The 26,722-nt window shown below is 59.6% G+C and carries 20 protein-coding genes and 8 pseudogenes; 18 read left to right on the plus strand and 10 right to left on the minus strand.

The features are described 5' to 3' along the window. Positions 1-158 precede the first annotated feature (158 nt). Positions 159-974 carry a DUF2971 domain-containing protein gene (locus HAP54_RS07730; protein WP_166299299.1) on the plus strand — a complete coding sequence of 272 codons (816 nt, stop codon included), beginning with the start codon at positions 159-161 and terminating at the stop codon, positions 972-974. Positions 975-1,579: 605 nt separating this feature from the next. On the opposite strand, the gene HAP54_RS07735 is transcribed toward HAP54_RS07730, so the two are convergent. Continuing rightward, a complete protein-coding gene (locus HAP54_RS07735) occupies positions 1,580-2,530 on the minus strand; it encodes a LysR family transcriptional regulator (RefSeq protein WP_166299300.1) in 951 nt (316 codons plus the stop codon). A 347-nt stretch (positions 2,531-2,877) separates the two neighbouring features. Here HAP54_RS07735 and HAP54_RS07740 point away from each other — a divergent pair, with 347 nt between their 5' ends. From HAP54_RS07740 to HAP54_RS07780, 9 genes are all read left to right on the plus strand, one after another. After that, entirely contained in the window at positions 2,878-3,909 is a 1,032-nt protein-coding gene (locus tag HAP54_RS07740; protein ID WP_029084903.1) for a transporter substrate-binding domain-containing protein, read from the plus strand. A 56-nt stretch (positions 3,910-3,965) separates the two neighbouring features. After that, entirely contained in the window at positions 3,966-5,162 is a 1,197-nt protein-coding gene (locus tag HAP54_RS07745) for an ABC transporter permease subunit (RefSeq protein ID WP_165125865.1), read from the plus strand. Further along, positions 5,162-6,295 (plus strand): amino acid ABC transporter permease, encoded by a 1,134-nt coding sequence (locus HAP54_RS07750; RefSeq protein WP_029084901.1) that lies wholly within the window; start codon positions 5,162-5,164, stop codon positions 6,293-6,295. The genes HAP54_RS07745 and HAP54_RS07750 overlap by 1 nt, the downstream gene beginning before the upstream one ends. Continuing rightward, a complete protein-coding gene (locus HAP54_RS07755) occupies positions 6,292-7,086 on the plus strand; it encodes an amino acid ABC transporter ATP-binding protein (protein WP_051346800.1) in 795 nt (264 codons plus the stop codon). The genes HAP54_RS07750 and HAP54_RS07755 overlap by 4 nt, the downstream gene beginning before the upstream one ends. Positions 7,087-7,162: 76 nt before the next feature. After that, positions 7,163-8,455: a serine hydroxymethyltransferase gene (glyA, locus tag HAP54_RS07760; RefSeq protein WP_051346799.1), complete on the plus strand. Its 1,293-nt coding sequence runs from the start codon at positions 7,163-7,165 to the stop codon at positions 8,453-8,455. 146 nt (positions 8,456-8,601) lie between these two features. Beyond that, entirely contained in the window at positions 8,602-9,288 is a 687-nt protein-coding gene (locus HAP54_RS07765; protein ID WP_210297549.1) for a serine O-acetyltransferase, read from the plus strand. Between the two features lie 23 nt (positions 9,289-9,311). Then, a complete protein-coding gene (locus HAP54_RS07770; protein WP_166299301.1) occupies positions 9,312-9,911 on the plus strand; it encodes a VOC family protein in 600 nt (199 codons plus the stop codon). After that, positions 9,853-10,209: a hypothetical protein gene (locus tag HAP54_RS07775; protein ID WP_166299302.1), complete on the plus strand. Its 357-nt coding sequence runs from the start codon at positions 9,853-9,855 to the stop codon at positions 10,207-10,209. Before HAP54_RS07770 ends, HAP54_RS07775 begins: the two co-directional genes overlap by 59 nt. 35 nt (positions 10,210-10,244) lie before the next feature. Then, complete coding sequence (locus tag HAP54_RS07780; protein ID WP_166299303.1) at positions 10,245-11,417, plus strand: aminotransferase class V-fold PLP-dependent enzyme; 1,173 nt, start codon at positions 10,245-10,247, stop codon at positions 11,415-11,417. A 239-nt stretch (positions 11,418-11,656) separates the two neighbouring features. Here HAP54_RS07780 and HAP54_RS07785 read toward each other — a convergent pair. From HAP54_RS07785 to HAP54_RS07800, 4 genes and pseudogenes are all read right to left on the minus strand, one after another. After that, a pseudogene (locus HAP54_RS07785) lies at positions 11,657-11,796 on the minus strand (integrase core domain-containing protein); the annotation flags it as partial. A 5-nt stretch (positions 11,797-11,801) separates the two neighbouring features. Then, positions 11,802-12,512: pseudogene (locus tag HAP54_RS07790) on the minus strand (transposase); the annotation flags it as partial. A 100-nt stretch (positions 12,513-12,612) separates the two neighbouring features. After that, on the minus strand, positions 12,613-13,071 hold the full coding sequence (locus HAP54_RS07795) for a hypothetical protein (protein WP_166299306.1): 459 nt from the start codon (positions 13,069-13,071) through the stop codon (positions 12,613-12,615). 283 nt (positions 13,072-13,354) lie between these two features. Beyond that, the gene (locus HAP54_RS07800; protein WP_166299307.1) at positions 13,355-13,780 is read right to left on the minus strand and encodes a hypothetical protein; all 426 of its coding nucleotides are present in this window, start codon (positions 13,778-13,780) and stop codon (positions 13,355-13,357) included. Positions 13,781-14,364: 584 nt separating this feature from the next. Between HAP54_RS07800 and tnpA the strand changes: the two genes are divergently transcribed. From tnpA to HAP54_RS07825, 5 genes and pseudogenes are all read left to right on the plus strand, one after another. Next, the gene (gene tnpA / locus HAP54_RS07805) at positions 14,365-14,811 is read left to right on the plus strand and encodes an IS66-like element accessory protein TnpA (RefSeq protein ID WP_166205731.1); all 447 of its coding nucleotides are present in this window, start codon (positions 14,365-14,367) and stop codon (positions 14,809-14,811) included. Next, on the plus strand, positions 14,792-15,145 hold the full coding sequence (gene tnpB / locus HAP54_RS07810; protein WP_166205730.1) for an IS66 family insertion sequence element accessory protein TnpB: 354 nt from the start codon (positions 14,792-14,794) through the stop codon (positions 15,143-15,145). The genes tnpA and tnpB overlap by 20 nt, the downstream gene beginning before the upstream one ends. 125 nt (positions 15,146-15,270) lie before the next feature. Then, positions 15,271-16,851, plus strand: a pseudogene (gene tnpC / locus HAP54_RS07815) (IS66 family transposase). A gap of 418 nt (positions 16,852-17,269) precedes the next feature. Further along, on the plus strand, positions 17,270-17,806 hold the full coding sequence (locus HAP54_RS07820; RefSeq protein ID WP_166299308.1) for a hypothetical protein: 537 nt from the start codon (positions 17,270-17,272) through the stop codon (positions 17,804-17,806). Continuing rightward, positions 17,803-18,351 (plus strand): hypothetical protein, encoded by a 549-nt coding sequence (locus tag HAP54_RS07825; protein WP_166299309.1) that lies wholly within the window; start codon positions 17,803-17,805, stop codon positions 18,349-18,351. The genes HAP54_RS07820 and HAP54_RS07825 overlap by 4 nt, the downstream gene beginning before the upstream one ends. Positions 18,352-18,536: 185 nt before the next feature. Here the strand turns inward: HAP54_RS07825 and HAP54_RS07830 are convergent, their stop codons facing one another. Next, the gene (locus HAP54_RS07830; protein ID WP_166299310.1) at positions 18,537-19,112 is read right to left on the minus strand and encodes a hypothetical protein; all 576 of its coding nucleotides are present in this window, start codon (positions 19,110-19,112) and stop codon (positions 18,537-18,539) included. An 823-nt stretch (positions 19,113-19,935) separates the two neighbouring features. Here HAP54_RS07830 and HAP54_RS07835 point away from each other — a divergent pair. Continuing rightward, positions 19,936-20,061, plus strand: a complete 126-nt coding sequence (locus HAP54_RS07835) for a hypothetical protein (protein WP_283843074.1) — start codon at positions 19,936-19,938, stop codon at positions 20,059-20,061. A 103-nt stretch (positions 20,062-20,164) separates the two neighbouring features. On the opposite strand, the gene HAP54_RS07840 is transcribed toward HAP54_RS07835, so the two are convergent. The 4 genes and pseudogenes from HAP54_RS07840 to HAP54_RS07855 form a co-directional block, all read right to left on the minus strand. Beyond that, positions 20,165-21,571 (minus strand): integrase catalytic domain-containing protein, encoded by a 1,407-nt coding sequence (locus tag HAP54_RS07840; protein WP_166295107.1) that lies wholly within the window; start codon positions 21,569-21,571, stop codon positions 20,165-20,167. Positions 21,572-21,900: 329 nt separating this feature from the next. Then, positions 21,901-22,743, minus strand: a pseudogene (istB, locus tag HAP54_RS07845) (IS21-like element helper ATPase IstB); the annotation flags it as partial. Positions 22,744-22,751: 8 nt separating this feature from the next. Beyond that, a pseudogene (gene istA, locus HAP54_RS07850) lies at positions 22,752-24,242 on the minus strand (IS21 family transposase); the annotation flags it as partial. Positions 24,243-24,356: 114 nt separating this feature from the next. Next, positions 24,357-24,608 (minus strand): annotated as a pseudogene (locus tag HAP54_RS07855) (transposase); the annotation flags it as partial. Between the two features lie 16 nt (positions 24,609-24,624). Between HAP54_RS07855 and istA (HAP54_RS07860) the strand changes: the two are divergent. Further along, positions 24,625-26,056: pseudogene (istA, locus tag HAP54_RS07860) on the plus strand (IS21 family transposase). Then, positions 25,965-26,685, plus strand: a pseudogene (gene istB, locus HAP54_RS07865) (IS21-like element helper ATPase IstB); the annotation flags it as partial. The pseudogenes istA (HAP54_RS07860) and istB (HAP54_RS07865), both read left to right, overlap by 92 nt. Positions 26,686-26,722 lie beyond the last annotated feature (37 nt).

Consider the following 26,722-nt stretch of genomic DNA (forward strand, 5'->3'; position numbering starts at 1 on the left):
TGTCGGCTCAGGGCCACCAGCGGCCACATTGAACAGAATTGTGCAAATCTCATTTTTCAGTCGAACTTATGGGTGTCTGGAGGGATAGATAGGACACGGAGCATATTTGTGAACGTCGGCGCCAATTTTCGCCTAAGGTATCGTCCAGAGAGCCCCCAATGACCTTGTACCATTACACCACCGCCGCTGGCCTGCAGGGCATAATAGCGAGCAAATCGCTTTGGACCTCCAACTACCAGTTTCTGAATGACACTTCGGAGTTCCGGTACGGTTGGAAAATCGTGGTGGATGCGTTCGACCGTCGCGAAGCGGAAATCAAGGACCGCTCATCATTCGCCTGGCAGACGTATGAGCTTTTTATGCGAAATCGCGACAAGGCGTACGCGTTTGTCGGTTCACTGACGTCGCAGGGGGATCTTCTTTCGCAATGGCGCGGCTACAATCGCGGACAAGGCTTTGCGATTGGCTTTAACGAGGACTGGCTCGAACAAAACGCCGTTGTACAAAAATTCGACATAAGTCGTGTACTCTACGACGCTGACGAGCAGCGAGCGGCCGCTGACACAACGGTAGACCTCCTCATCCAGCAGTTGGCCGATAGTGAGGCTGAACCAACAACTGTTCTTGAAAGAATCAACACATGGCAGGTACAGGCAGTGAAGACCGCTCTCCGCTTGAAGGATCGTCACTTTTCGGAAGAGAAAGAATTCCGCCTTGTCTGGGCTGGTCACAGTTGGCCGGTGCGCCTGAAAACGCGAATTTCATCGACTGGACTTATTCCATACCAAGCGTTTCAGTTTGACTTGGCAACAACGAAAAGTGCACTTCCTCATCCCAATAACTTTGGCGTCGAAGAGATAATCGTAGGTCCTGCACTCGGACAACAGCAGGTCATCGCCGTTGAAGCGTTACTGGCTTCCCAAAGCATGCGACTGGCAATCCGTCGATCCGCGATTCCCTATGTCGCGGATTAGCTAGAGGCCCACGGCGGCGTGACGTGGCAACAGATCAAGGCCGAGATTGGTCACGCTCTCTGCCCTCTCTTGCCCAGCTATTGGACTTACGAGAGCTGCCGATACGACAAGACCCGGAGAACGTGCAGTCATCGTCGCCATTTTCGGCGCTGTCCCGTCCCATCCCATCCCTTGAGAAATGGCCGCCTCAACCAAACCGCATTCAGCTTTTTTCTATTCGTTAGAGATGTAGCTGGATCCGACCTCTTCGGGTGGCTGGACGATCAGCTCGCGACCGCGGCCGACCACAATCTGGCTGCGCAGGAAGCCGTGGTGGGACCAATGCGTCACATCTTCGGCGTATCGGACATCCGTCGCTGCTGGCGGATTTTCCGAACGTTCCTCCCTACCACCGCCCGCCAATCCTGCATTGCGGGATCGAGCACCATACGGCTATAGTCTATAGGGACTATAGTCCCTAAACGACAGCTGATCCTCGGTGCTCGAACGGCGGCATCATTGCGAAAGGATTATCGATGTCTGCGGTTCTCCGAGTTTTCTTAAAGGCGCTAACAGCCGATCTATAGCGACGCGAGATCGCCTGACCGACAATTTACGCAGCCTGCCTAATCCGCGAGTGTCTGAGCGACGCGATCTTTGGAAACGAGCCAACTCGCTGACGGAAGCGAGCCGACAACCGTCTGAAGCTCTGAAATGCAGGCGGCTATTGCGGGGTTGCGCTTCTCGCCACGCCGGTACGCCACGAAAATTTTTCGCGCGATGGTCGGCCTGATCTCCTTCAGACAGAGCTTTCCAACGTAGTCGCGGCCCCGAAGGCCTGGAATGATCGAAATCGAGCATCCGGCCTCGATCAAGGCGCGCACCACTTCGAAGCCGTGACAGTGCCCATTAATGACGGGATCGAAGCCAGTGTCCCTACAGGCTTTGACAATGACATTGGAATAGGTGATCGAGGCCGTGTCGAGCGCCCATTTCTCTTCGCTCAGTTCACGCAAGGTGGCATACGGGCGATCCGCGAGCGGGTGGCCTTCGGGAAGTAGGACGTGGAGGCTGTCATCGAGCAGATGAAGCATTTCAACCGTCGCCTCGGGAATTCCTGGCGCGGTCGTCAAATCATCCACGATGGCGACGTCCGTCTGCCAGGCGCGGAGAGCGGCTAGGCCGTCCATTGGCTCAAGTTCGTCGAAGGTCGTCGCAAGGTCTGGAAAGCGATTGGCCATGGCCCGCATCGTCCGAGGAATCAATGACGCTGCCACCGATGGAAAAGCCGAAACGCGCAGCTCTCCCGCAACGGTGCGCTTGAGTTCCGCCAGGTCGGTCTTGGCTTCCTCCAGGATGCCGATCACCCTTCCTGCATGTTCGGTGAGGCGCTCGCCTGCGGGAGTCAGGCGGACGCCTCGCCCGCGGCGCTCGACAAGCTCAATCCCAACTTCGTCCTCGAGCAAAGCAATCTGCTGAGAGACAGCGGAGGGCGAGATAAACAAGGCGTCGGCCACCGATGCCATTGTTTTTCGCAGTGACAGCTCGCGAAGTGTGCGCAGGCGGGCAAAGTCCATGCGGTGAACTCGGGTTTTGCTCAGTCCTTAATCATGCAATTTCCCTAACGTATATGTCAATGTTAATTAAGTAGACCTGTATTCATAGTTGCGCCTAGCCTGCTCATTGTGAGAGGGGCGCCCCTTTCCCCTTGATCACGACGGAATTTGGCTATCAGGCTGAAGCTTCCGTGAGGCGACGGTAGCGGACCGAGCTCGAGGAACCACGGCGATCTCGAATTCGCAACTTGTGGAAGAAAATTTTCGCATGGTTCCATGCGGGAACAAACCCATCCGGCAGGAGATAGGGGCGCGATTTCGTTGCCGGGTTCGATCGATGACCTAACGAATAGCAGGGGAATTGCGTCATGAAATACGGGAAACTTCTTGCCGCTGGGCTAACCGCGGCTGCAAGCCTTTGGGTGAGCGCTGCTTCGGCCGCCGTGCTGGACACAGTCAAGCAACGCGGCATCCTGAACTGCGGTACGGACAACACCGCGCCGGGCTTCGGCTACCTCAATACGAAGACTGGCAAGATGGAAGGCCTCGACGTGGATTTTTGTCGGGCGATGGCGGCCGCTGTGCTCGGCGACGCCGCGAAGGTCAACTTCGTAGTCGTGACCGACAAGAGTCGGTTCAACGCTCTACAGACCGGCCAGGTCGACGTCGTCTTCGCACACACCACGGTCAAGCCGGTGCGCGAGTCAGCCATCGGTATCGATTTCCTGCCGATCAGTTTCTACGACGGCACCGGCGTCATGGTGAAGGTTGCCTCCGGCGTGAAGTCGGTAGCGGAGCTAGACGGCGCGACGATCTGCACGACCCAGGGCTCCGGTACCGAAAGCACGCTCGCCGGAACCATCAGACAACGTGGCTTCAAAAACACGAAGGTCCTCACTTTTGAGAACCTAGAGAAGCTGTTTGGCGCGCTCGAAGGTGGGCGTTGTAATGCGATGTCAACAGACAAGTCCGCGCTCGCTGCATGGCGAGGAAATTCGGCCAAGCCGGCCGACTACGTGATTCTGCCGGAGACCCTCGATAAGTCGCCGTTTGCCGGCTTCGTGGCCGCCAACAATTCCAGGTGGCGCAACCTGCTGCGCTGGGTGACGTACGCCCTTTTCCAGGCAGAAGAGTGGGACATTACGTCGGTGAATATCGCCGATAAACTGAAGGACGAGAATCCCTTCATCCAGAAGTTCCTCGGTGTGAAGGGCGGCTTCGGAAAGGACTTCGGAGTGGCCGACGATTTCATCGCGACGATGGTGAAGGCGGTCGGCAACTACGGCGAAATCTACGACCGAAATCTCGGACCAACGACGCCCTATTTCATCGACCGCGCCGGCACCCCCAACGCGTCCTGGACGAAGGGCGGAGCCGAATACTCGCCCCCCTGGAATTGAGTCAGGCCTCAGGCGCAAGCCTTCGGGCTTGCGCCTGTCCAAGGGATGCCAACCCCATGTCGATCCAAACGACGGACATACCCTTCTCCGGTCCACCTCGTCATCGGCTTCTGCTGCTGACCAGGCGCTATCTGCAGCAGGCCGCAATCGTCGGCGTCGCGGTCGCTCTGGTTGTCTGGTTCGGGTGTTCCGTCCGTCACGCGCTTGCGCAGAAGGGCATCCAGTTTTCCTTCGGCTATCTCTGGAATTCGGCGGGGATCAGTCTCAGTGAGGGCGTCGTGATAGCCTTCGAAGGCCTGCGCCCCATCCTCAGGCCGTTTTCCTCCACGGACACCAATGCGCAGGCTCTTCTCGCTGGCTTGGGCAACACGCTCAAGGTGACACTCTCCGCCATTCTTCTCAGCACCGCATTCGGGACCATCGTCGGGATCGGCCGCCTGTCGACGAACTGGCTCGTCCGAAATCTCTCTTTCGGGCTGGTGGAGTGCGTACGCAACACGCCGCTGCTCATTCAGATCGTGTTTTGGTATTTCGCGGTGGTCCTCCGCTTTCCACCAGCCGACGCCGCTTCCAGCTGGTTTGGCGGCCTGATCGCGAGCCGCTCTGGAGTTTTCCTGCCGGGAATCGCCGTTTCGGACGTTGCCTCTCCCGTTTCGTGGAGCCTACTTGTTTGCGGCTTTGGGGCCGCGTTCGCAGCGCTGTTCGTAGGTCATAGAGCCACGAAGGCCGCGCTGTGTGCCGCTTCGGCCGCAGCTGTGACCGGATCCATCATCGTTGGCTTTCCACTTGCCCTCGACCTGCCGGTCGCGACGCGTTTCGGAGCGAACGGCGGAACGGTGCTGACGCCGGAAATGACCGCGATCCTTCTCGCCATCGTGGTGAATAGCTCGGCCTATGTCGCGGAAATCGTTCGTGGCGCGATTGATGCGCTGCCGAAGGGGCAATGGGAAGCCTCCGCGGCGCTCGGCCTGTCCAGGTCGCACACGCTGCGCGACATCATCCTTCCACAGGTCTTCCGGGTTGTCCTGCCCTCGTTCGCCAATCGCTACATCAGCCTGACCAAGGATACCTCTCTTGGCATCGCGATCGGGTATCCGGACCTCTTCAACGTCTCCGGCACGGTCTCAAACCAGACCGGGCGCAATCTGGAAGGCGTCATCATCGTGATGCTGACCTATCTCGTCTTGAGCTGGATCATCAGTGCCTGCATGAACTTGATCAATGCGCGAGCGAACGCGCGAGGAGGCTCGTGATGAACGTCGTCGCGCTGCGGTGGGTTCACCGCAACCTCTTCGCCAAACCGTTCGACGCGGTGCTATCTGTCTTCGTTATCCCGATCTCGGCATGGGTCATCTACGCTTTCGCAAAATGGGTGCTCGTCGATGCCCGCTGGCATGTGCTGACCGGCAGCATGCGGGTGCTGATGGTCGGCATCTATCCTGTTGACCAACTATGGCGCGCATGGTTCTCCGTGACCGTGCTTTCCGCGATGCTCGGCGCTGGTCTCGGTCTCTCCATGCAGCCGCCGCGACGTCTTCTGGCGGTTCTCGCCATTCTAGGCGCCGCCGCCGGAATTATTGCTTCCTTCAGCGTGGGAGCCGCGCATGGGGCGCTCATCACGGCCAGTGCCTGGATCGGCGTCGGCGTGTGGCAAGCGGTCTCCCTGTCCGTTCGAGCGCGGCGACTGGCTGCGCCGGCAATGTTGCTCGGTTTAGCGGCGATCTTCTTCGTCTTTTCGCCTCCGGGGCTGGAGACGTGGGGCGGGTTGCTGCTGAGCGTCATCCTGACGCTCACAACTTCGGTTCTGACGCTACCTTTTGGCATCCTCCTCGCATTCGGCCGTCAGAGCCGTATCGCGAGCCTGCGCGTGATCTGCACGGCCTATATCGAGATCATGCGGTCCGTCCCCCTGATCCTCGTAGTCTACTGGATCTGGATCGTGGTTCCACTTCTCGCGCCGAACACGTCAGTTCCAAGCCTTCTTCGTGGCATGGCGGGTTTTGCGCTGTTCTACGCCGCCTATGTCGCGGAGTACGTTCGCAGTGGACTGCAGGCACTTCCCAAAGGTCAGGTCGAAGCGGCTAATTCGCTTGGGATGAGCACCTGGACCATCAACGTCGACATTGTCCTTCCACAAGCCTTACGCGTGGTTGTTCCTGCGCTGGTCGGTCAGGTTCTGGACATTTTTAACGGAGCCACGCTGGTCTTCATCATCGGCCTTACAGATTTTCTACGCGCCGGTCAGATGATCCTTGCCGATCCGCAGAACAGCGGACGGATCTACGAGATCTACGTCTTCCTGCTCGCGGTTTATTTCACCGTCGGTGCGACGATCACCTACGCCTCGCGCCGGCTCGAAGCCTATCTCGCAAGGGGGGCGCGATGAGCGCTAACCAACAGCAGCCTTCGGTTGGGTCGACAGACAGCATCGTCACCCTTTCGCGTTTGAACAAATCCTTTGGCTTATTCCATGTACTCAAGGACGTCGATCTTGAGGTGGCGCGAGGCGAGGTCGTCGTCATCATCGGTGCGAGCGGATCAGGCAAATCCACGCTCATCCGGTGTGTCAACGGTCTGGAGATGTACCAAAGCGGCCGATTGCGGGTTGACGGCTTCGACATGCCGACTGAAGCCGACCGGGAGATCGGTGGAGAGAAGGAGCTCGCCAATATCCGCAAAGGGGTGGGCATGGTGTTCCAGCAGTTCAACCTTTTTCCGCATATGAGCGCGATCGACAACGTTGCGATCGCCCCCGTTCGCGTCCGTAAGAAAACGCCTGCCGAAGCCCGTGCAACAGGCTTGCGTCTGTTAGAGCGGGTGGGCTTGCGCGATCATGCCCACAAGTTTCCCGGGCAACTGTCGGGCGGCCAGCAGCAGCGCGTCGCGATTGCGCGATCGCTGGCGATGGAACCCCACATCATGCTGTTCGACGAACCGACATCCGCCCTCGACCCCGAGATGGTCGGAGAAGTCCTCGACGTCATGCGAGAACTTGCAAGAGAAGGCATGACGATGATGATTGTGACTCATGAGATGGGCTTTGCTCGCGAGGTCGCAGATCGGGTCGTCTACATCGATTACGGTCGGATTCTCGAGATCGGGACGCCGAGCGCGATTTTCGACCGTCCGTCACACGAGAGAACCCGTACCTTCCTGTCCCGTGTCTTGCGGCACTAGTGCGCGAAAAATGTTCGCGGCGGTGCCCGTCGAGCCTAACTGACCAAACCGAAAAGGTGACATAATGACGAGAGCGATGAACAAGAGATTGTCGACCCAACCGAACGACAGCGGCTGGCAAGGCATCTTCTCTGCCGATGCGGCACAACTCGGCGCCGATGTCGTTGAGCTAATTGGAGATGACCGCGCGCTCGAGGTGCGGTCGCTGAACCTGATCGCCTCCGTGTCCTATTGCCCGCTGGGACTTCGGCAGATTGAGGGGACCCATCTCGTCAATCGCGCTGCAATTGGCTTACCCGGCCGAAGAATTGTCGCGAATTGCGAACATCTTGACGCGATCGAGGTTCTCGCGACCGAGCGGGCCAAAGCCGTGTTCGCCGCCGAATACGCGAATGTACAGGCGCTCTCTTCGACCATTGCCAACGTAGCGGTGTTGCGCGCGGTTGTTCGAGAGGACGGGGCGCGGCTGCTGATGTTCGACGAGCTTGCGGGCGGCCACGTTAGCCATGGGGCAATGCGTCATATCACCGGCTCTAATCGCGAGGTCACATCCTTCGGCGTCACGCCGTCTGGCATGGTGGACCTCGATCACGCTCGGGACATGGCGCGCAAGACGCGACCGCATATCCTGATTGCCGGTCCATCGTCCTATCCTCGGGAAATCGACTTTGCGGCCTTGCGCGCCATCGCCGATGAAGTGGGCGCGCTCCTGTTCACTGACATCGCGCACGTGGCGGGGCTGATTGCGGCCGGCCTGCACGCTAATCCGGTTCCTTTTTCGGACGTTTCGACGACCTCGACGCAGAAGACGCTCTGCGGACCGCGGAATGGCGCATTCGTCTTCGCCAAGAATCGCTTCGGCGCCGAAATCGACGCCGCGATATTCCCTGGCCTGCAGGGGCCGGCAGCGGCGAATCTGATCGCCGCCAGGGCCGTTCAGATGGAGATGATCACCCGCCCGGCCTTCGCCGAACTCATGCGTAACGTCCTTGCGAATGCGAAGGCTCTGGCGGCGGGCCTCGAAGAGGGCGGGGTGGTCCTATACACCGGCGGCACCGACTCGCACATGGTCATGGCGTTTACCGGCGAGCTCTGGACGCAAGCGGAACTGGTCGCGAAGCTCGGCGAGTATGGCATCCTGGGAAATGCCATGCGGGCGCCTGACCGCTCAGGAAAACCACGCACGGCCTTCCGTCTCGGAACCGTGGGCCTGACGATTCGCGGCCTCGGCATGGATGATTTTTCGCAGATCGGCCAAGAGCTGGCATTGATCTTTGCCGCCGGACCAGGCGCCCCGCTGGATCGGGCGCGTCTCGAGACGCTGCGGCAGCTCGCCGCCACTCACCCCGTTCCTTCCTTCATCGACTGACACAGTGCGCTGACCGCTATCCCGGCGCGGGAGCAATAGATCTGAGTATCGCCGCAACCGACAAATCTGACGTCTCCGGCTCTTTTGATCCCGAGGGCAGCCGCCTTCTCAGCCAAGGCTGGGACCTGGCGGGCCGGGAGGCGTCGGTGTTCGACGTTCTGTCGCTCGACCTCGGCTCCATGTCGTCCGCTAGGGACCTCATGGCAGCAGTGCTTGCCAACGCCGTTCAGGAACCTCAGGCGAGGCGGGCTGTCCTGACGACTGCAACGGAAGTGTTCCGACGAGATCCCGACGTGCCGCGCGCGTCGATGATCGACGTCGCGGTCACGACGGTGCGAAATTTCGAGCCGGGCGGAGAAATTGAGACCCTGTTGTTCTCAAGAGGCATTCACGCCGTCCTCGCGCATAGGGTGGCACATGCGCTCTGGCGTGGAGGTAGAAAAGAGCTCGCACTAGCAACGAAGACGATCTTCGGTCAAGCCTTCGCGACCGACATTCATCCCGGAGCGGTATTCGGCCGCGGAGTCTGGCTGGATCACGGTCTGGGTTTCGTTGTCGGGGAGACTGCGGAGATTGAGGACGATGTCAGCATCTGGCATGGCGTCACGCTCGGCAGCACCCTGAAGGATAGCAGCGACCGCCGCCATCCCCGCTTGCGGCGTGGATGCACGATCGGCGCCGGCACGATCATCCTGGGCGGAATCGATATCGGCGAGGGAAGCGTCGTCGCGGCCGGTTCGATCGTTCTGACCCCCGTTGCGCCTGGAACGACCGTCGCTGGGGTTCCTGCCCGCCAGAAACCTCGTTCCACCACGTCGTTCTCGGGCTTTTGAGCAGGTCCCCATCCGGAGCTATCATGACCGCCTTCCTTGGCATCGACCATCCTCTTTTGCTCGTCCGTGATCTGGCTTCGACGGCAGACCGTTATGCAGCGCTTGGCTTCGCACCACGCCCCCTCGGCAGGCATCCATGGGGGACGTGCATGCAGCTCGTTCAGTTCGATGGTTGCTCTATCGAACTTATGAGCCTCTATGACGAGACCTTGATCGATCAACATGCGGTCGATGGATTCAGCTTCGGCCGCTACATCCGTGATCAGTTACACGAACGGGAAGGACTCTCGCTGCTCGCTCTGAACAGCAGCGATAGCGACAGTGACGCGGCCCAAGTGATCGCGAGAGGCATTCGCTGCACAGGCACGATCGACTTCAGCCGTGACGTGCGGCTTGAGGACGGTGGTATCGATCGCACTAAGACTACACTCAAGATCCTCCGGGACCCTCTGCTTCCGCGGTTGTCTAACTTCATCGTACACCAGCACCGGCCCGATCTGATCCTTCCGTCCGGAATGGCGCATTCATCCGAACGGAGCGGTCGGCATCCACCAGGTGACGATCATGGCGGAGGAAAGCGATTGGCCGCTCGTTCGCAGACGCCTGACCGGTCTCTATGGTGAGAAAGCAATATTTGAGCAGTCCAGCGGTTTGGGCGCGCGCACCGGCAACGGCAACTTCGTCGTCATGTCGAAGGTTGCGGTTGAGGCGAGTTACGCTGCTTTGCCCGAGGCTCTGGCGAAGGAACGACGTCCGGCCTGTGTCGCCATCCATGTGAGTGTGTCCGAGTTGGAGCCCGTCCGCCGCTTTGTCGACGCGGCAGGCGCGCCGCACCAGTCCGATGACGCGCAGATTGGGATCAGCGACGCCGCTTCATACGGAAACGTCTTTCTCACGTTCGCTCGAGATCCACGCCTGTAGACGCGGGCACACCATAGCTCATTCAGAGAGGCACCATGTCCCGACACTACGATATCACGGCGGTTCGTCGCCAGTTCCCGGTTACCGAGCACATGCTCTATCTCGACTCGGCTCACCAGACGCCACTTGCGTCGAGCGTGCGGGATGCCTTGCTGCGCTTCTATTCGGAAGGAAACGAATTTGCCGGGCCCAAGTCCCTCTGGCTGAGCCGTGTCGAGCAGATTCGGGGCCGCGTGGCCAAGTTCCTGAATGCCAAGCCCACCGAGATTGCCTTCACCAAGAACACATCCGAGAGCATGAACGTGGCGGCGAATGCGCTGCCGCTTGAGCGCGGGGATAATGTGCTTCTCGTGGAAGGGGACCATCCGAACAATGCCTATGCTTTCCTTAACTTGCAGCGGAAAGGATTAGAAGTCCGTTTTGTGCCGCTGAAAGGCGAGACTGCCAGCGCCGAGATGTTCGAGGGCTATGTTGACAAACGCACCAGGGCAATTTCGCTTTCGCACGTGACCTTTCACGCCGGTCACCGCTTCGATTTGGCGTCGATCGGGAGGCTGTGTGCGCAGCGGCATTTGTACTTCGTCGTCGACGCCATGCAATCGACCGGTGTGTTGCGGCTCGACGTTAAAGCAGTCCAAGCGAGCATCGTCGGATCGGGCTGCCACAAGGGGTTGCTCGTCCCTCAGGGTCTCGGTATCCTTTTTTGCGAGGAAGGTCTGGACGAGTTGCAGCCCGCCTATCTCGCCATGTCGAGCCTCGCGAACCCGCCGGGCGACTACATCGCGCGGGCGGATAATATGGATCTGAAACACGGCGCGGGCCGGTTTGAGATCGGTAACCTCAACCTCCCCGATATCCATGCTCTCGACGCGTCACTTGATTTCATAGAAGGTATCGGCGTCGATGCTATCGAGGCTCACTTGTATGACCTCGGTGATCGGTTGATCGAACATCTCGACGAGCAACGTATTCGCCTGGTTGGCCCCCGCGCCCGCGCCGACCGCGCTCCCCACATCTACGTCTTGGACTTGCCGGCCGAGACGTGGCTCGATTATTTCGCCAGCCAACAGGTGCGGATCTCGCCGGAGCGCGACGGCATTCGCGTATCGTTCGGCCTGTTCAATACATTTGAGGATGTCGACCGCTTCGCGACTATCGTCGCGCGGCGAGTCAGAACGTCAGCTCTATCCGCGCAGGCGGTAAGATAGGTCTGCCGGACATCGCAGTTCAGACAGGAGTGCGCGCATGAAAACGAGCCGCGAGCCCGTCATAGGGACTGGGGGAACGATAAGCGCGATCGGTCGCGACGCATTCGACCTTTATGACTACGATGCAAACGATACGCTGCTTGAGGTAGCCGAGTGTCCGTCGTCAGATGATTTGAGACTGATCAGGCGTTTTGAGAAGGGAGGCTCTGGCTCATCAGGGGGTAGAATTTTAGCCGCTTATCGGCAGGAGTGAGGTTGCCGATGCTCTCATGATAGCGGACGGATTGTAGTGTTCGACGAAGACCCGTATCTGGCGTTCGAGGTCGCCGGGCAGGTAGTAGTTGTCGACCAGAATGCGGTTTTTCAGGGTCTGGTGCAGTCCTTTCATTCTGCGCCGATTAAACGGGCTTGAAGCAGATCGATCTTCCCGCGGCCATACATTTGACGCCTGACGAGCTTGAGGCGCGTGATCTGACCTTCGGTCTGGCCGTTAGACCAGGGCAAGGTGATTGCTGCTCGGACCGCCGCTTCGTCCCTGGCGACGCCGCTGGCGAACGAGGCGATGAGACTGTCGCGGGCGCGCTCGATCCACGGCATGAGGCCCGCCTCGGTCTTCCGGCGGATCATCAAGTGGAATTCAGAGATGATCTCGCGTGCCTCGACCAGGGTTGGTCCGCCAGCTTCAATCGCCGCGACCGTGACGGTCTCCACTTTCGTGAGCAAGTCCCGCCCGATCGTCATGAGGCGCGCGATCGTTCTGGCCGACGGAATCCTCTGAAGGTTTTGGGTGTCGGCCCTTTCCGCTCGGCGTCTGCGGATCGCCCACTCGCTGATGACGCGGAGCGAGCCTCGGAAGCCACGCGCCTTCAAACGGCGCCAAAGTTCAGCTCCGTTGCGACAGCCAGACGCCCACTGATCGTCGAGCCATGGCAAATGTAGATCGAACGAACTTTGCCGGGTCCGGAAAACATCAGTGCGCTCGCCGCGGATCACCTGCCGTACCAGCTTCCTGCTGTGGCCAGTCTGGCGAACGATCTGCTTAATGGGTATGCCATTTGTCGACAGAGCCAGGACCGCCAGGTTCGTCACGTCGCGGCAACTGCATTTAAACCGGCGAGAACCGCCCAACTGATAAGGAAAGACGACTTTCCTTATCAGTCGCGACTTTGGCGCTTACAACGAGCTCGCAACCCCGTCATTTGACCAGTTTTCCAGCCAAAGTCTCCAGGACATAGTCTTCTGAAGAATCCTTACCCGTTTGAAGTCCGTGCTTCTTAATTCTTGCGACGAGACATTCAAGTTGCTCAACGGCCTGCTTCGCGCTCAACTCAGGGCCAAAGATGACGACCATCTCACTGTGAAGCTCATCGTCTCTGAGATGTCGCCGTTCGATGCCCTTTCGCCGCAGATCCTGGCGAAACGCGCGCACGTCCTGGGGCTTCGATTCGAACAAAGTGTTGAGCTCGTAGTCGCATTGAATTGAAAGACACTCCTTGTCTCTAACGGCATACACCACCCCGGTGCCGTGGAAGTCCTCGCCGTTCCAGAACCGAGATGTACCCGCCTCGTAATCTACCTTGACTATCGATTTTCCCTCGTCATCTGTCTCAGCGCGTTCGATTGGATCGGGTCTATCTTTGGCCGTGTGCTTCATTTCATTCTCCAACTCTGTTGACAACGCGGCGTTCACTTGCCGCATCGTCCATTTACAAGTTTTGAAATGGCCTCCTGCCGACCGCTCCGCCCGTTCTGGCGGGCGGCAATTGCGCTTCACGGTCGCCTAAGAACTGACCGAGCTTTGTGCAGATATTCCGGATTGCTCAACTTTCCTTATCAGTCGGTCAATTGGTCGCCGCTCGCGCCTTTACGTCATGAGAGAGAACGGGCGCGGAACGCGGGGCTTGCGTCAGCGAGCTAAGTATCTTGCGTCGATCCGCTCATTCTAACTCTTCGTTGAAGCTATCGAGTCTATCAAATTCCTTCCAGGCGGGTTCGGTCGCTTCCATCAGTCTCCCTACTACACCCCCGAGGATGTTTTCGTCCCAACGTACTAGGTTTTCCAGAACACAACTTCTGACGGTGTTGGCTGCCACCTCGCCATCGATGCCGATCAAGTCTTCGACAATTTGGTCTTCCAGGTTACGCAGTGCGAACACCGTGTGCCAAACATACTTGAGGTCTTGACTGTCACTAAAGTGTTTGATCACCGCTTCATATCCAGATTCCCGCAACGCTCTCTTCGCCTTTCCATATTTCTTAGCTCGTATTTTTTGCTCCGCTGTCAATTCAACGTTCTTGATGCTCGACACGAGTAGCTCCCATTGCTGATGTTGCGTGTCGCCGGATGCGATCACGGACATCATTTACAGATCGATTTTCGGGAATGGACTGGACTCCATGCGCCAACAAGACAATCAGCATGCTCGTTCGCGCTCGGAGTTCTCGATTGGCTTGGGTTGCCACACCTTCATTGTGGCGGCTTAGGCTATCAATGCGGGTTGTGTCACGCAATTGCGAACCCCTGAGGCACCATGCCTTATCAAGCTGGCACCATGTGCAAAGAACGTCGGACTCACAAAAGGACAGGCCAAGCCCCGTCGCTCTTGATCCCACGATCAAGAAATGCCGAAGTTAACGCGCTCGAAAAACGCTCGGCTATGCTGCCAAACTCCAGAATAATTTCGCCTGAGAGTTCGACCGTGCGCACCGCACCAGCTTCCGAATTTCGCCTGAAAACTTCTTTGCTTTCACGTTCCGGGACCGGGCTTACGACCTACCTTATCAGTCGTGATCGGCGACCCTCGAGTGAGCGTTGGAGGACGCGCGACCAATCGGCCAGCCTCGACGCTCACGGCCGCTGAACCGTAAGCGCTCCTTTCTACGCACCTATGCAGTTGAGCGCGGGGATGGGATGAGGTGTCCACCATGAGCGAGGTGGACACGATCGATGATCACTCCAGAAGAACCTTTGAGACTTGAGACGGTCGGCGTGTTGCGCAATGGCCGGCGTCGCTATGATCCGGCCAGCAAACAGCGGCTGGTCGAGGCCTGTCTGCAGTCTGGCGTGTCGCTGGCGGGGCTTGCGCTGCAACACGGCGTGAACGCGAACCTGCTGCGCAAGTGGGTGGCCAAGCGACAACTTCAGAACGGGGATGGCCAGCCGGAGGCGCGGGCGCCGATTGCGCCAGCCTTTATTCCGGTTCGCGCGCCGTCGCCGTCGCCAACTCGATCTGCTGGCGCGATTGCGGTTTGCGCGACGGAGCGATCCTGTGCAGGGCGGCTGACGGCATCGATGCCCAACGGCGTGACGCTTTCGCTGGAAGGCGGCGACGCGCAGTTGCTGTCGGCGGTGATTGAAGCGCTGGGGCGTTGCGATGTTCCGACTGGCGTCTGATCTTCGGGTCTACCTTCACCGCGAACCGATTGACTTCCGGGCGGGCATCAACAGCCTGGCGATCGTGGTCGAGCAGTCGATGGGGCTGGATCCGTTCCAGCGCGCGGTGTTCGCGTTCTGCAATCGTCGCCGCGACCGGATCAAGCTGCTGATTTATGATCGGTCAGGATTTTGGATGCTGCTGAAGCGGCTGGAGGCCGACAGATTCCACTGGCCCCGAAGTCAGGAGGCGGTGCTGACGCTGACGACGGAGGAGCTGCACTGGCTGCTTGACGGCATCAACATCGCGGCGGTGCGTCGTCATCCGGTGCGGCAATATCAGAGCGTGGGCTGAGCGTGTTCGATGCGGGCGGCGTCATCGGGCTTCGGCATGGCCGTTCTCAGATGACGCGGCCGAAGACATGACGAAGACATGGGAGCCCGGTTGACGCGGCGGCATGACTTCGATTCAAGACTCCGATGAGTCGCAAGCCCACGACGCACGAACTGGAAGCCTTGATCGCGGCGCACGCGGCCGAGATCGCGGCGCTGAAGGCCGAAAACGAGAAACTCGCACAACGCGTGCTGCATCTAGAGGAGCAGTTGCGCCTGGAGCGCCTGCACCGGTATGCGCCGAAGAGCGAAAAGCTCAAGGAGCGCATCTTCAACGAAGCCGAGCAGGCCGCCGCTGAAAGCCGGGACGACGACGATGTCGAGGCGGTCGCCGTGCCGGACACGGGATTGCCGGAGGCTCCAAAGCCGGCGCCGAAGGCACGCGGCCGCAAGCCGCTGCCTGACGATCTGCCGCGCCAACGCGTCGAACACGATCTGGGTGAGGATCAAAAGGACTGTCCGTGCTGCCATAATCGGATGCATCGGATGGGCGAGACCGTCACCGAGCAGTTGCACGTCGAGGTCAAGGCGTCGGTGCTGCAACATGTGCGGTTCAAATATGCCTGCCGTCACTGCGAGCGCACCGCGCTGAACACCCCGATTGTGACCGCGCCGATGCCGGCGCAGCCGCTGCCGGGTAGCGTCGCCACGCCATCGACGCTGGCGCTGGTGCTCGCCAACAAATACGTCGACGGCACGCCGCTGTACCGTGTGGCGGACGCGCTGGGGCGCGCCGACGTCAGCATCAGCCGCGGGACGCTGGGCAACTGGGTGATCCGGGCGAGCGAGTTGCATCTGCATCGGGTCTATGACGCGCTACAGCAAAAGCTCATGTCGCAGCCCCTGGTCCACGGCGACGAAACCTGGGTCCAGGTTCTTAAAGAGGACGGCCGTGATGCGCAGGCCAAATCCTTCATGTGGGCCTATTCGCAGCGGCCAGGACTGCGCGCAGCCGGTCGTGCTGTTCGATTACCAGCCCGGTCGCGGCCAGCAACATCCTCAGGCCTTCCTGGCCGGCTATCGCGGCTTGTTGATGAGCGACGGCTATGACGCCTGGCGCACGCTGACAGGCGCGACCCATCTCGGCTGTATGGCGCATGCGCGCAGGAAATTTACCGATGCGCTCAAGGCCAGGACAAAGCCTGGCGGTCCGCCATTGCAGGCGCTCAAGTTCTTCGAGGCGTTGTACGAGGTCGAGAGGGTGGCGCGCCAGACGCCGCCCGACGGCGAAACGCGCGCCGCATACACCTTGCGGCTGCGCCAGCAGCATAGCCTGCCTGGCTCGACGACCAGGCGCCGAAGGTGCTACCCGAAAGCTTGACCGGCAAGGCGATCGCCTATGCACGCAACCAATGGGATTATCTGACCCGTTACACCAGTGACGGTCTCGCCCCGATCGATAACAATGTTCTGGAGCGCGACATCAGGCCGTTTTGCACCGGACGAAAAAGTTGGCTGTTCAGCGACACCGTTGCCGGCGCCAAGGCAAGCGCCGTGATCTACAGTTTGGTGCTGACATGCCGGGCATGCGGCGTCGATCCCTATGCATGGCTACGTCACGCGCTCACCGAATTGCCCCAACGCGCGCCAGACGCCGATATCGAAGATCTGTTGCCGTTCAATTGCACCGCTCAAAAAAACCTGCCAGCTGACAACGACAGCGGCTGACCGTCAAACGCTCAGGATCAATCAAGCCGTTCCGATGATCCCGCTGGGCCCCGGCGCCACGCGACGCCGCGGCCAGCCGCGCGCGCAGCCTGTGCAGTAAAATGCGCGCTTACGCTGAACCAACCGCCAGGGCGCGGGCGCAGCGCGGGCTGCGGCGTCTGCCCTCTCTTCGCTAGCAGAGGTCTTTCTTTTCTGGCACGGGCACAGAATCGCCCACGAACATTCTCGACCAATACTTTGTCATGCGCTCGGTGCAGGCAAAGGATCTCATCTTCCCGATTGGCTTCTGCTCGATAACCAACCCCTGCAGCTCGGCAGCTTCCAATATTGAATACGTGACAGCAGCCTGTCTCTTTCTCGGGATGCGCTTTTCGCCGAAAAGACAGTACAACGTTCTGATCAAATATTGGATAGACAGATGATCCAGGTCTATCTGCTCACTATGCGAGCTAGTGTCCTGCGGTTCATACACAATATCCTCGAATCGCTCAGGCGCGATTCCGGTGTCCAACCACCTGACGAACTCTTCCTCGGTAAAAATGGGCAACCTCATTCTTCGCTCCTTGCGATGAACCATCGGACAGAACGCCTGCCGACTAGCGACCATTTACAAGATGCGTTTTGGGGCGTTTCGCCGGGCCAGATTATTGACGAACAGATTTCCATCGCCAAGAGAGCGGCCCGCTTACGGCATGGTGCGGGACGTCGACTTAGATTCATGCTCGCAGTCGTCACCGCGCAAGAATTGCGCCACTTTTTGTCGCTTAGAAAGATACGTGTCTCTCAAAAAAGGCCGACTAATTTCGCCTTCAACATCGCCTTCGAGCACCCGACCGTTTTCCAAGTTTCGCCTCGACGTTCGCCTGGGGCACACCCTCGGCTTTGCCGCCCAAGAATTCCGGCCGATGCGCACGCTAATTTTTGCAGCAGTCGTGAACTCTGGAGCCGCCAATGAAGAAAAAGTACTCGCTCATCCGGCAAATCAAACAAAGTGAAATCGATCAAATCCGAGCACAGCTCGACCGAGTACGAAAGGTCGCCAAGAAGGCTGCGAGGAGCGAAAACCGGTTCGCCGACTATCGGTATCTTCGAGCCGTGTATCGTACCCTCCACACCTTGGGAGACGACAACTTGTTGCCAATTCTGGCCAGGGTCGTTCGCCAGGAATACAACATCCCGAAACGAGCTGGCACTCACGCACTACGAACGATCATCGACGCCACCGCGACTACCGCTTCTGATCTTCGCACCCGCAGTCGATGGGCTCGCGCGCTGGAATGGGCGCTTGATGCCGAAGTGCGCCCAAAACATCTCATCTGGTTTCTAAAGGCAAATAGCGGGATTGCGGGCTGCGCCCGTTTGGCCAACCGAGGTCTCCCCCGTTACAGGCGGCAGCGAGAAGACCTGGAAGACGACGATACGCTGGAACCAAACGGGACTGACAGATTCGGGCTCTATAAGGAACGCTTCCCCCAAAGGCCGCGGCCTCCGATTTGGTGACCGCAGGCAGTTCGCCTCAAGTGATGGCGTTATCGCGCCGACGACCGAGCTAGGCTAGTTCTCTTAAAGAGAACTCACTGCCCCCACCCGGCTATCAGTGAATGGTTTGCAGGGACTGACTTTCCCGTGCACTGCAGGTTGACGCCGTTCCGATACGGCTCAGGCCGGTTCTCTTTAAGAGCAACTCATGGATCCCCCCACGCCAGTTCAGATTGGGATTTGGGCAGGATTAAAATGTCGTCCCAGTCCACATGACCGTTCTTCAAAGCCTTCATCGAATAATCGGCCATCGAACCATATGCGATGCGAGTCGGCTCGATACGCTCTAAACGTCTCTCGGCCGGGCAAAAGAGATGCCGCACTCGTTCGAAATCAGTCTCCGGGTCGAACTTGCCACGGCTGAAGGAAGATAGCACCAAAACTCCGTTGAAGTGCCATCCGCTATTGGCAATGACGAGTCTGCGGGTAACTTTATCGCGCTTGAGAACGGGTAAATCCGGGCAGCCGACGAAGATTGGCATCTGGCGCTCGGCAAAACACGAATGCGGCCTTCTTACCTCCCGGGGCAACAGGATCGAATAGACCCGTTCGACTTCATCCCGCATCATTGCCTTGATCGCGGTTTCCTTCGAAGGGAGCTGCTTGAACATGAAGTTCAGATGCCAGTTTCGTTCGTGAAACCGGCCTTTACGAACTATCCAATTATGAAAAGCTTCGATCTCTGACTGCAGCAGGCTACGTTCTAGGCTATCGTTTTGCATCGCTGAACCTCATGATGAGAGTGGACAGCGTTCATTTACAACTCTCGTTCAGAGCAGATACGCTGCTGCTGTTGTTGTCCTGAGTCAGCGTGTGTGTAGTAGATGTATTGATCTGATGATGATGATGATGATGATGATGATGATGATCGTGATTGCGATCATGTAAGAGAAGTAGACACAGCTATTCCATATGAAGTTCAGAAAACTCCATTGAAGACGCTATGTCCGCGACGCTACGATGGTGGCCGATCCACCCATCATAATTATCGCATGAATTTTGCAGGATTCACTCGTCTATGGGCGGTGGCCGTCGGGCTGTTTGCGAGGTGTTCGCTGAAATCGCTTCTTTTGACCCGATCCGACCGATCCGCCTGAATCGAAGGATACGATGTCCGCTGACTGATGAGCTCTATTTACAACTAAAATTAGTGTCCAGTTCGGAGGCTGCGGGGTCACCGCCTTCGCCGAAGTCCCTTTGCTCCTGTGTAAGGTGATGTGATGCCACGCCGCTTGAGCAGAGATCGCTAATTCCGGCGTCCAATTCCGGCGCAGCCGGCTTGTCCAGCCAATGGCTGGTAGGCGGCGGGCTAGCTCGCCCATCGCTTCAGGATGTAGTTGAACCGCTTGGCTAGGTCGTGCCCAACGGAATAATGACGATCTGCTCTTACATATGGCTCGGACAGAGACCGGCTCAGGGGCGCGGTCGAGGTCGCGCGCGGCGGATTCATGCACTGCTCGAGGTCGAACACTCCATCCGATGGGCTAGGAGCTTGTCTGGATAGTCGCTGTTCAAATCTGGTCGGGTCTGATTCAACATTGGGCGATGAGCAAGTATTTTCGGCCTTGGAACATCGATCAGACGCTGCTTCTGCCGCCGAATGTGCAGGACTTCGTGCCGAAAGGCCATGTTGTGTTTCGGCATGGAATAAGGACCCCGTTTTCGGGGTGATCGGCATCCAATCGGGCCCCCGGGATAAGGGTCCACAGTGGCTTCCATCGAGTCATGGAAGCCGAGTGTCAATCGGCCTGCAAATTTGACCCCTCGTATTGCCTCAGGAAGTAATGTTACCCGGGATGAAGGTCTCGGTCTCGAGCCGCGGCCAGCTCGGTGGAGAGGCTGTGGGCGGGGCGGAGTGCTCATCACACGCAGCGCCGTCCACAGCCTCGGGCCGTATTTCATCCACGGGCATGGATACGATGGCTATCTCCGCCACCTTCCGCCGGAGGGACCGAAGCAGGCGCTGAACGATCGAATGCTGCTTGTCGCTGAACATCGAAGGATCGATCGTGGCGAGCCTGCCCACGATGGCCAGTGCAGTGAGCTGTGGCTCGACGGCGAGCCAGTTCTCGATGATCGCGAGATGGGGATCGAGCTTCGAGGGCATGCGAATACGCTTTTTATATCGCCGTTTCGGCCGGCGGTGCGTGGCCCGCACTTCGGCGGTGTTTGCCGCCGTGCCGAGCGATCGGGCAAACGAGAGCGGATCAGCCGGCGATACGGTGGGAACCTTCGCAAGACCGCGCTTGCCGATCCGTTCGCCGAGCTCTTCCTGCGCCGTGCGGATCGTGGCAAGCAATTGTATGGGATCGAGAGTCCGATACGTCTGGCGCAGACGGCGCTTGACCGCTGATGGGAGTTTCGGGTGCCCCAGTGCACGTTCGTATGGTGTGGCAGGCGGATGATAGCGTTTGATGATCTTGGCACCCTCGCGGCGCTTCTCTTTGAGCTTGAATGACGGCTGGAAGAAGTTCACCAGCAGGCGCGCCGCCGCGTAGAGACGTGCCATCACGCGGGCCGTCTCGACCCCGTCGAAGCGCCCGTATCCGACGAGCCGCCGGACCACCGCACCGTTCTTCTGCTCCACGAAAGCCTGATCGTTCTTTTTGTAGGCACGTGACCGCGTTACCTCGATCTTCTGTGCTCGGCACCATGGAACGACGACGTCGTTCATGAACGCGCTGTCGTTATCGAAGTCGGCGCCACAGATCACCCACGGGAACAGGCCCTGTGCTCGCGTCATCGCTTCCACGACGAGGCTGCCATCGCGTGTCACCAGGGGCAGGCATTCCGTCCATCCTGTTGCGATGTCCACCATGGTCAAAGTCTGGATAAACGAGCCGGCGACGCTGGTCCCACCGTGCGCGACCATGTCGATCTCGCAAAAGCCTGGCGGCGGGTTTGCCCAGTCATTGAAAGTGCGGATCGGCACCTCGCGTCGAATCGCCGAGTAGAATCCGACTCGCCGCCGGCGCCCCCCAGCAGCCGCAATTTTAACGTCGATCAACATCCGATCGATCGTCGCCGCGCTCAGAGTTGTCAGCAGCGCACGCTCTGCGCTCGTTGGCTTCAGCCGGCCATGCCGCTCGAGTGCGGGCAACAGCACTGGGATCATCGATACGAGGCGCTTACCGCAGACGCGATCGGAGGCTTCCCACAGCGCGATCAGCGCGTCGCGCACGCTGGCGTATTTGCGTCGCCGACTTGTCGCTGGTTCGGTTGGGCTCGTTGCCCCTTCGTCCAGTGGTGGTCTGGGCCTGTCCCTTCCGGCAACCGACAGTGCTCGCACCGCGTGCTTGCGGTGCCAACCCGTCGTTGCTGTCAACTCGTCAAGGATCCGTCCCTTCTCAACTCGTCCAGCCGCACGGTAGCGCCTCGCCACCGCGGCCAACACCTCGCGCCTTGCGCCCATGCTGATCCCGCTCGCCATTGGCGCCACCGACCTGATTCGGTAACGCCGCCCCAGTCATCAGCGGAATTGTTCGGTAACATTTTCGATGAGGCAATGCGCCCCTCATCGGCGTCCAATTTTGACCCCTTCGTGCGGCGGGCTTTGCTGGTAGCGCTCGTCTCGTCGGAGCTGGCCGGGATAGCGGAGGCGAGACGAGCGCGGGTGGCGTGATCGTCGTCTCGGCTCTTGAACCGCCAGCTATCGTTGCCGGTCTCGACAATGTCGCAGTGATGGGTCAATCGGTCGAGCAGCGCTGTGGTCATTTTGGCGTCGCCGAACACGCTCGGCCATTCGCCGAAGGCGAGATTGGTCGTCACGATGACGGAGGCGCGCTCATAGAGCCGGCTGACGAGGTGGAAGAGGAGCTGGCCACCGGACTGGGCGAAGGGCAAATAGCCGAGTTCATCCAGCACGATGAAGTCCATCCGGGTCAGATGCTCGGCGAGCCGTCCTTGCCGTCCGTTGCGGGTCTCGGTCTCGAGGCGATTGACGAGGTCGACTACGTTGAAGAAGCGGCCGCGGGCACCGGATCGGATGCAGCTTCTGGCGATGGCAATGGCCAGGTGGGTCTTGCCTGTGCCGGTGCCGCCAACCAGCACGACATTGCGTTGCTGGGCGATGAAGCCGCCGCTGGCGAGATCATTGACGAGAGTCTGATTGATCGGCGTGCCGTCGAACTGGAAGTCGGCGATGTCCTTGGCAAGCGGCAGCTTGGCAATGGTCAGCTGGTATTTGATCGAGCGGGCCTGCTTCTCGTTGATCTCGGCGTTAAGCAGGTCGCCGACAATGCGCTGAGGTTCGTGCTGGCGCTTGACGGCAGTTGCCATGATCTCGTCGAAGGCAGCCTTCATGCCGTAGAGCTTGAGCTCGCCCATGAGGTCGAAGATTTGGGTTCGTTCCATCAGATGGTCCTCCGGAGGTTGTCGTAGCGGGCACAATCGGCGATCGGTGCATGACGGAGCGTCAGTGCGGCCGGCGTCATGATGTTGGCCGGTGGGGCGGGTTCACGTTGACGGGCCAGGATGTTGAGCACGACATCGGCGGAATGGACGCCATGACCGAGCGCTTCGGCACAGGCCGCTTCCACCGCGGACAGACCGTCAGTCAGCACCGCGGTGAGGATGTCGACCATCTGCCGATTGCCATCGTCGGTGCTGGCAAGCTTGCGCCGGATCCGCTCGATCGCGGCCGGCAGCACCCAGTCTTTGAAGGGAGCGCCGTTGCGCAAGGCACCGGGTTTGCGAGCCAGCACCGGCACATAGTGCCAGGGATCATAGGTCGTCTCGCCGCGGCCAAAGGATCGCGGGTGCTCGGCAACGATGCGTCCATCCTGACGGATCACGATGCGGTCGGCATAAGCCTGGACTTCGACCGGCCGTCCGACTGCGCTGGCTGCGACCGAGTACTTGTTGTTGTCGAAGCGCACCAGGCAGGTCTTCGAGACCGATGCCGTCACCGCATGGAAGCCGTCGAAGCGGCCGGCATAGGGAACGAGCTTGGGACGCTCGGCTTCGAACACTTCCCAGATCGTCTGATCGACCAGCTCCGGGTGGCGATGAGCCTTGGCGTAGGCGATGCATTTGTCGAGCAGCCAGGCGTTTAACTCGTCGAGGTTTTTGAACCGCAGCCGCGGCGTGAAGAAGCGCTCCCGGACCAGCCCGACCTGGTTCTCGACCTGCCCCTTCTCCCAGCCCGACGCCGGCGTGCAGGCGACCGGATCGACCAGATAGTGGCTGCACATCTGCAGGAAGCGGCGATTGTAGAGACGCCCTTTACCGACGAAGATCGTCTCTACGGCGGTCTTCATGTTGTCGTAGATGCCGCGGGTGCAGGTGCCTTTGAACAGAGCGAACGCCCGGTCGTGGGCGTCGAACACCATCTCCTGCGTCTCCCGCGGATAGGCCCGCACGAACAGCATGCGGCTGTGACAGAGCCGGACATGGGCGGCCTTCACCATCACCGTGGTCCCGCTCAGCAAGACCACCTCGTGGCTCCAGTCGAACTGGTAGGCTTCGCCTGGGGCAAAGCTCAGCGGGACATAAGCCGCCGCGGTCGATTGCCCGCGTTCTTTGCTCCACCGCCTGGCGTAACGCCGCACGGCATCGTAACCGCCGTCGTAGCCGCGGCCGCGCAGCTCTTCGAAGATCCGGATCAACGTCAGCTGTTCACGAGCCGATTTGGCCGCGTTCGCCGCCAGCAATCCGTCAAGCTCTACTGCCCATCGTCCCAGCTTTGGCCGCGGCTGCACCTGCCGCTCGTACTCGAAGGAGGTCTCTCCCGACCTCAGCACCTTCCGGACCGTGTTCCGCGACACCTTCAGGTCACGGGCGATCTCCTTGATCGTCTTGCCCTTGATGAAGTGCTCGCGCCGGATCCGGGCAATTGTCTCCACGATCAGCATCCCCCACCACCTGCTTCGTTCCAAAGCAGGCAGCGCAACAGATCAATCTGTAGGGGGTCAATTTTGGACGCCGATCCCCCGGCTTAGGGGGTCAATATTGCAGGCCGAATGACATAGGATATCCCGCTCGGCCTTCAGCTTGGCGACCTCACGGCGCAGCCGCTCGATCTCCTGCTGCTCCGGCTTCATCTGCCCGTGGCCGGGAAAGGCTTGCGCCGGGTCGGAGCCCAACTCCTTCACCCATTTGCGGAGAACATTCTCATGAACATCCAGGTCACGGCCAGCTTGCGCCACCGACACCCCACGTTCCCGCACCAGCTTGACCGCCTCGACCTTGAACTCGCGGCTGAACTTCCGTCTTTTCATCGCCACCTCCGGCTTCATGAAACACCTAATCTCGGTGTCCATCAAACCGGCAGCAGCTCAGCTGGCAGGGAATGAGAGCAAGGCGGCGCGGGAACGGCTGACGCTGATCCGGCTATTCGAGGAGCTTCGCGGCCTGGGTTATGCCGGCGGCTATGATGCGGTTCGTCGATACGCACGACGGTGGAGCAAGGAACGCGGCCCCTCGACAGCGTCGGCTTATGTGCCGCTGAGCTTTGCACCAGGCGAAGCCTACCAGTTCGACTGGAGCCACGAGGTCGTCCTGCTGAGCGGCACCACGGTGATGGTGAAGGCTGCCCATGTCCGGCTCTGTCACAGCCGTATGCTGTTCGTGCGGGCCTATCCGCGGGAGACGCAGGAGATGGTGTTCGACGCCCACGACCGGGCGTTCGCCCTGTTCAAAGGCACCTGCACCCGCGGCATCTACGACAACATGAAGACCGCGGTGGAGACGATCTTTGTCGGTAAAGGCCCTCTCTACAATCGCCGCTTCCTGCAGATGTGCAGCCACTATCTGGTCGATCCGGTCGCCTGTACGCCAGCGTCGGGCTGGGAGAAGGGGCAAGTCGAGAACCAGGTCGGGCTGGTCCGGGAACGCTTCTTCACGCCGCGGCTGCGGTTCAAAAACCTCGACGAGTTAAACGCCTGGCTGCTCGACAAATGCATCGCCTACGCCAAGGCTCATCGCCATCCGGAGCTGACCGATCAGACGATCTGGGACGTGCTCGAAGCCGAACGCCCCAAACTCGTTCCCTATGCCGGCCGCTTCGACGGCTTCCATGCGGTGACGGCATCGGTCTCGAAGACCTGCCTGGTGCGCTTCGACAACAACAAGTACTCGGTCGCAGCCAGCGCAGTCGGACGACCGGTCGAGGTTCAAGCCTATGCCGATCGCATCGTGATCCGTCAGGATGGACGTATCGTTGCCGAGCACCCGCGATCCTTTGGCCGCGGCGATACCGTCTACGACCCCTGGCATTATGTGCCGGTGCTCGCCCGCAAACCCGGCGCCTTGCGCAACGGTGCTCCCTTCAAAGACTGGGTGCTGCCGGCCGCGATCGAGCGGATCCGGCGCAAGCTGGCCAGCACCGACGATGGCAATCGGCAGATGGTCGACATCCTCAACGCGGTGCTGACTGACGGTCTGTCCGCGGTGGAAGCGGCCTGTGCCGAAGCGCTCAGTCACAGCGTCCATTCCGCCGATGTCGTTCTCAATATCCTCGCCCGTCAACGTGAACCTGCCCCACCGGCCAACATCATGACGCCGGCCGCACTGACGCTCCGTCATGCACCGATCGCCGATTGTGCCCGCTACGACAACCTCCGGAGGACCATCTGATGGAACGAACCCAAATCTTCGACCTCATGGGCGAACTCAAGCTCTACGGCATGAAGGCTGCCTTCGACGAGATCATGGCAACTGCCGTTAAGCGCCAGCACGAACCTCAGCGCATTGTCGGCGACCTGCTCAACGCCGAGATCAACGAGAAGCAAGCCAGGTCGATCAAATACCAGCTCACCATTGCCAAGCTGCCGCTCGCCAAGGATATCGCCGACTTCCAGTTCGACGGCACGCCGATCAATCAGACTCTCGTCAATGATCTCGCTGACGGCGGCTTCATCGCCCAACAACGCAACGTCGTGCTGGTTGGCGGCACCGGTACAGGCAAAACACACCTGGCCATTGCCATCGCCAGAAGTTGCATCCGCGATGGCGCTAGAGGACGCTTCTACAACGTCGTCGACCTCGTCAACCGGCTCGAGACCGAAACCCGCAACGGTCGGCAGGGACGGCTCGCCGAGCATCTGACCCGGATGGACTTCATCGTTCTCGACGAGCTGGTATCTGCCGTTCGCGCAATCCGGCGGTCAGCTCCTGTTCCATCTCATCAGTCGGCTCTACGAGCGTACCTCCGTCATTGTCACCACAAATCTCGCGTTCGGCGAATGGCCGAGCGTGTTCGGCGATGCCAAAATGACCACCGCGCTACTCGACCGATTGACCCATCACTGCGACATCGTCGAGACCGGCAACGACAGCTGGCGATTCAAAAGCCGCGACGATGTTCAAACAACCCGCGCTCGCGCCGTCTCCG

Source organism: Bradyrhizobium sp. 2S1 (assembly GCF_011516625.5).
Taxonomy (GTDB): Bacteria; Pseudomonadota; Alphaproteobacteria; order Rhizobiales; family Xanthobacteraceae; genus Bradyrhizobium; species Bradyrhizobium septentrionale.

Excerpts from the sequence above, each read along its gene's own strand:
- HAP54_RS07730 (WP_166299299.1), top strand. The coding sequence starts at position 159 with ATGACCTTGTACCATTACACCACCGCCGCTGGCCTGCAGGGCATAATA.
- HAP54_RS07735 (WP_166299300.1), bottom strand. The coding sequence starts at position 2,530 with ATGGACTTTGCCCGCCTGCGCACACTTCGCGAGCTGTCACTGCGAAAA.
- HAP54_RS07740 (WP_029084903.1), top strand. The coding sequence starts at position 2,878 with ATGAAATACGGGAAACTTCTTGCCGCTGGGCTAACCGCGGCTGCAAGC.
- HAP54_RS07745 (WP_165125865.1), top strand. The coding sequence starts at position 3,966 with ATGTCGATCCAAACGACGGACATACCCTTCTCCGGTCCACCTCGTCAT.
- HAP54_RS07750 (WP_029084901.1), top strand. The coding sequence starts at position 5,162 with ATGAACGTCGTCGCGCTGCGGTGGGTTCACCGCAACCTCTTCGCCAAA.
- HAP54_RS07755 (WP_051346800.1), top strand. The coding sequence starts at position 6,292 with ATGAGCGCTAACCAACAGCAGCCTTCGGTTGGGTCGACAGACAGCATC.
- glyA (WP_051346799.1), top strand. The coding sequence starts at position 7,163 with ATGAACAAGAGATTGTCGACCCAACCGAACGACAGCGGCTGGCAAGGC.
- HAP54_RS07770 (WP_166299301.1), top strand. The coding sequence starts at position 9,312 with ATGACCGCCTTCCTTGGCATCGACCATCCTCTTTTGCTCGTCCGTGAT.
- HAP54_RS07775 (WP_166299302.1), top strand. The coding sequence starts at position 9,853 with ATGGCGGAGGAAAGCGATTGGCCGCTCGTTCGCAGACGCCTGACCGGT.
- HAP54_RS07780 (WP_166299303.1), top strand. The coding sequence starts at position 10,245 with ATGTCCCGACACTACGATATCACGGCGGTTCGTCGCCAGTTCCCGGTT.
- HAP54_RS07795 (WP_166299306.1), bottom strand. The coding sequence starts at position 13,071 with ATGAAGCACACGGCCAAAGATAGACCCGATCCAATCGAACGCGCTGAG.
- HAP54_RS07800 (WP_166299307.1), bottom strand. The coding sequence starts at position 13,780 with ATGATGTCCGTGATCGCATCCGGCGACACGCAACATCAGCAATGGGAG.
- tnpA (WP_166205731.1), top strand. The coding sequence starts at position 14,365 with ATGATCACTCCAGAAGAACCTTTGAGACTTGAGACGGTCGGCGTGTTG.
- tnpB (WP_166205730.1), top strand. The coding sequence starts at position 14,792 with ATGTTCCGACTGGCGTCTGATCTTCGGGTCTACCTTCACCGCGAACCG.
- HAP54_RS07820 (WP_166299308.1), top strand. The coding sequence starts at position 17,270 with ATGATCCAGGTCTATCTGCTCACTATGCGAGCTAGTGTCCTGCGGTTC.
- HAP54_RS07825 (WP_166299309.1), top strand. The coding sequence starts at position 17,803 with ATGAAGAAAAAGTACTCGCTCATCCGGCAAATCAAACAAAGTGAAATC.
- HAP54_RS07830 (WP_166299310.1), bottom strand. The coding sequence starts at position 19,112 with ATGCAAAACGATAGCCTAGAACGTAGCCTGCTGCAGTCAGAGATCGAA.
- HAP54_RS07835 (WP_283843074.1), top strand. The coding sequence starts at position 19,936 with ATGAGCAAGTATTTTCGGCCTTGGAACATCGATCAGACGCTGCTTCTG.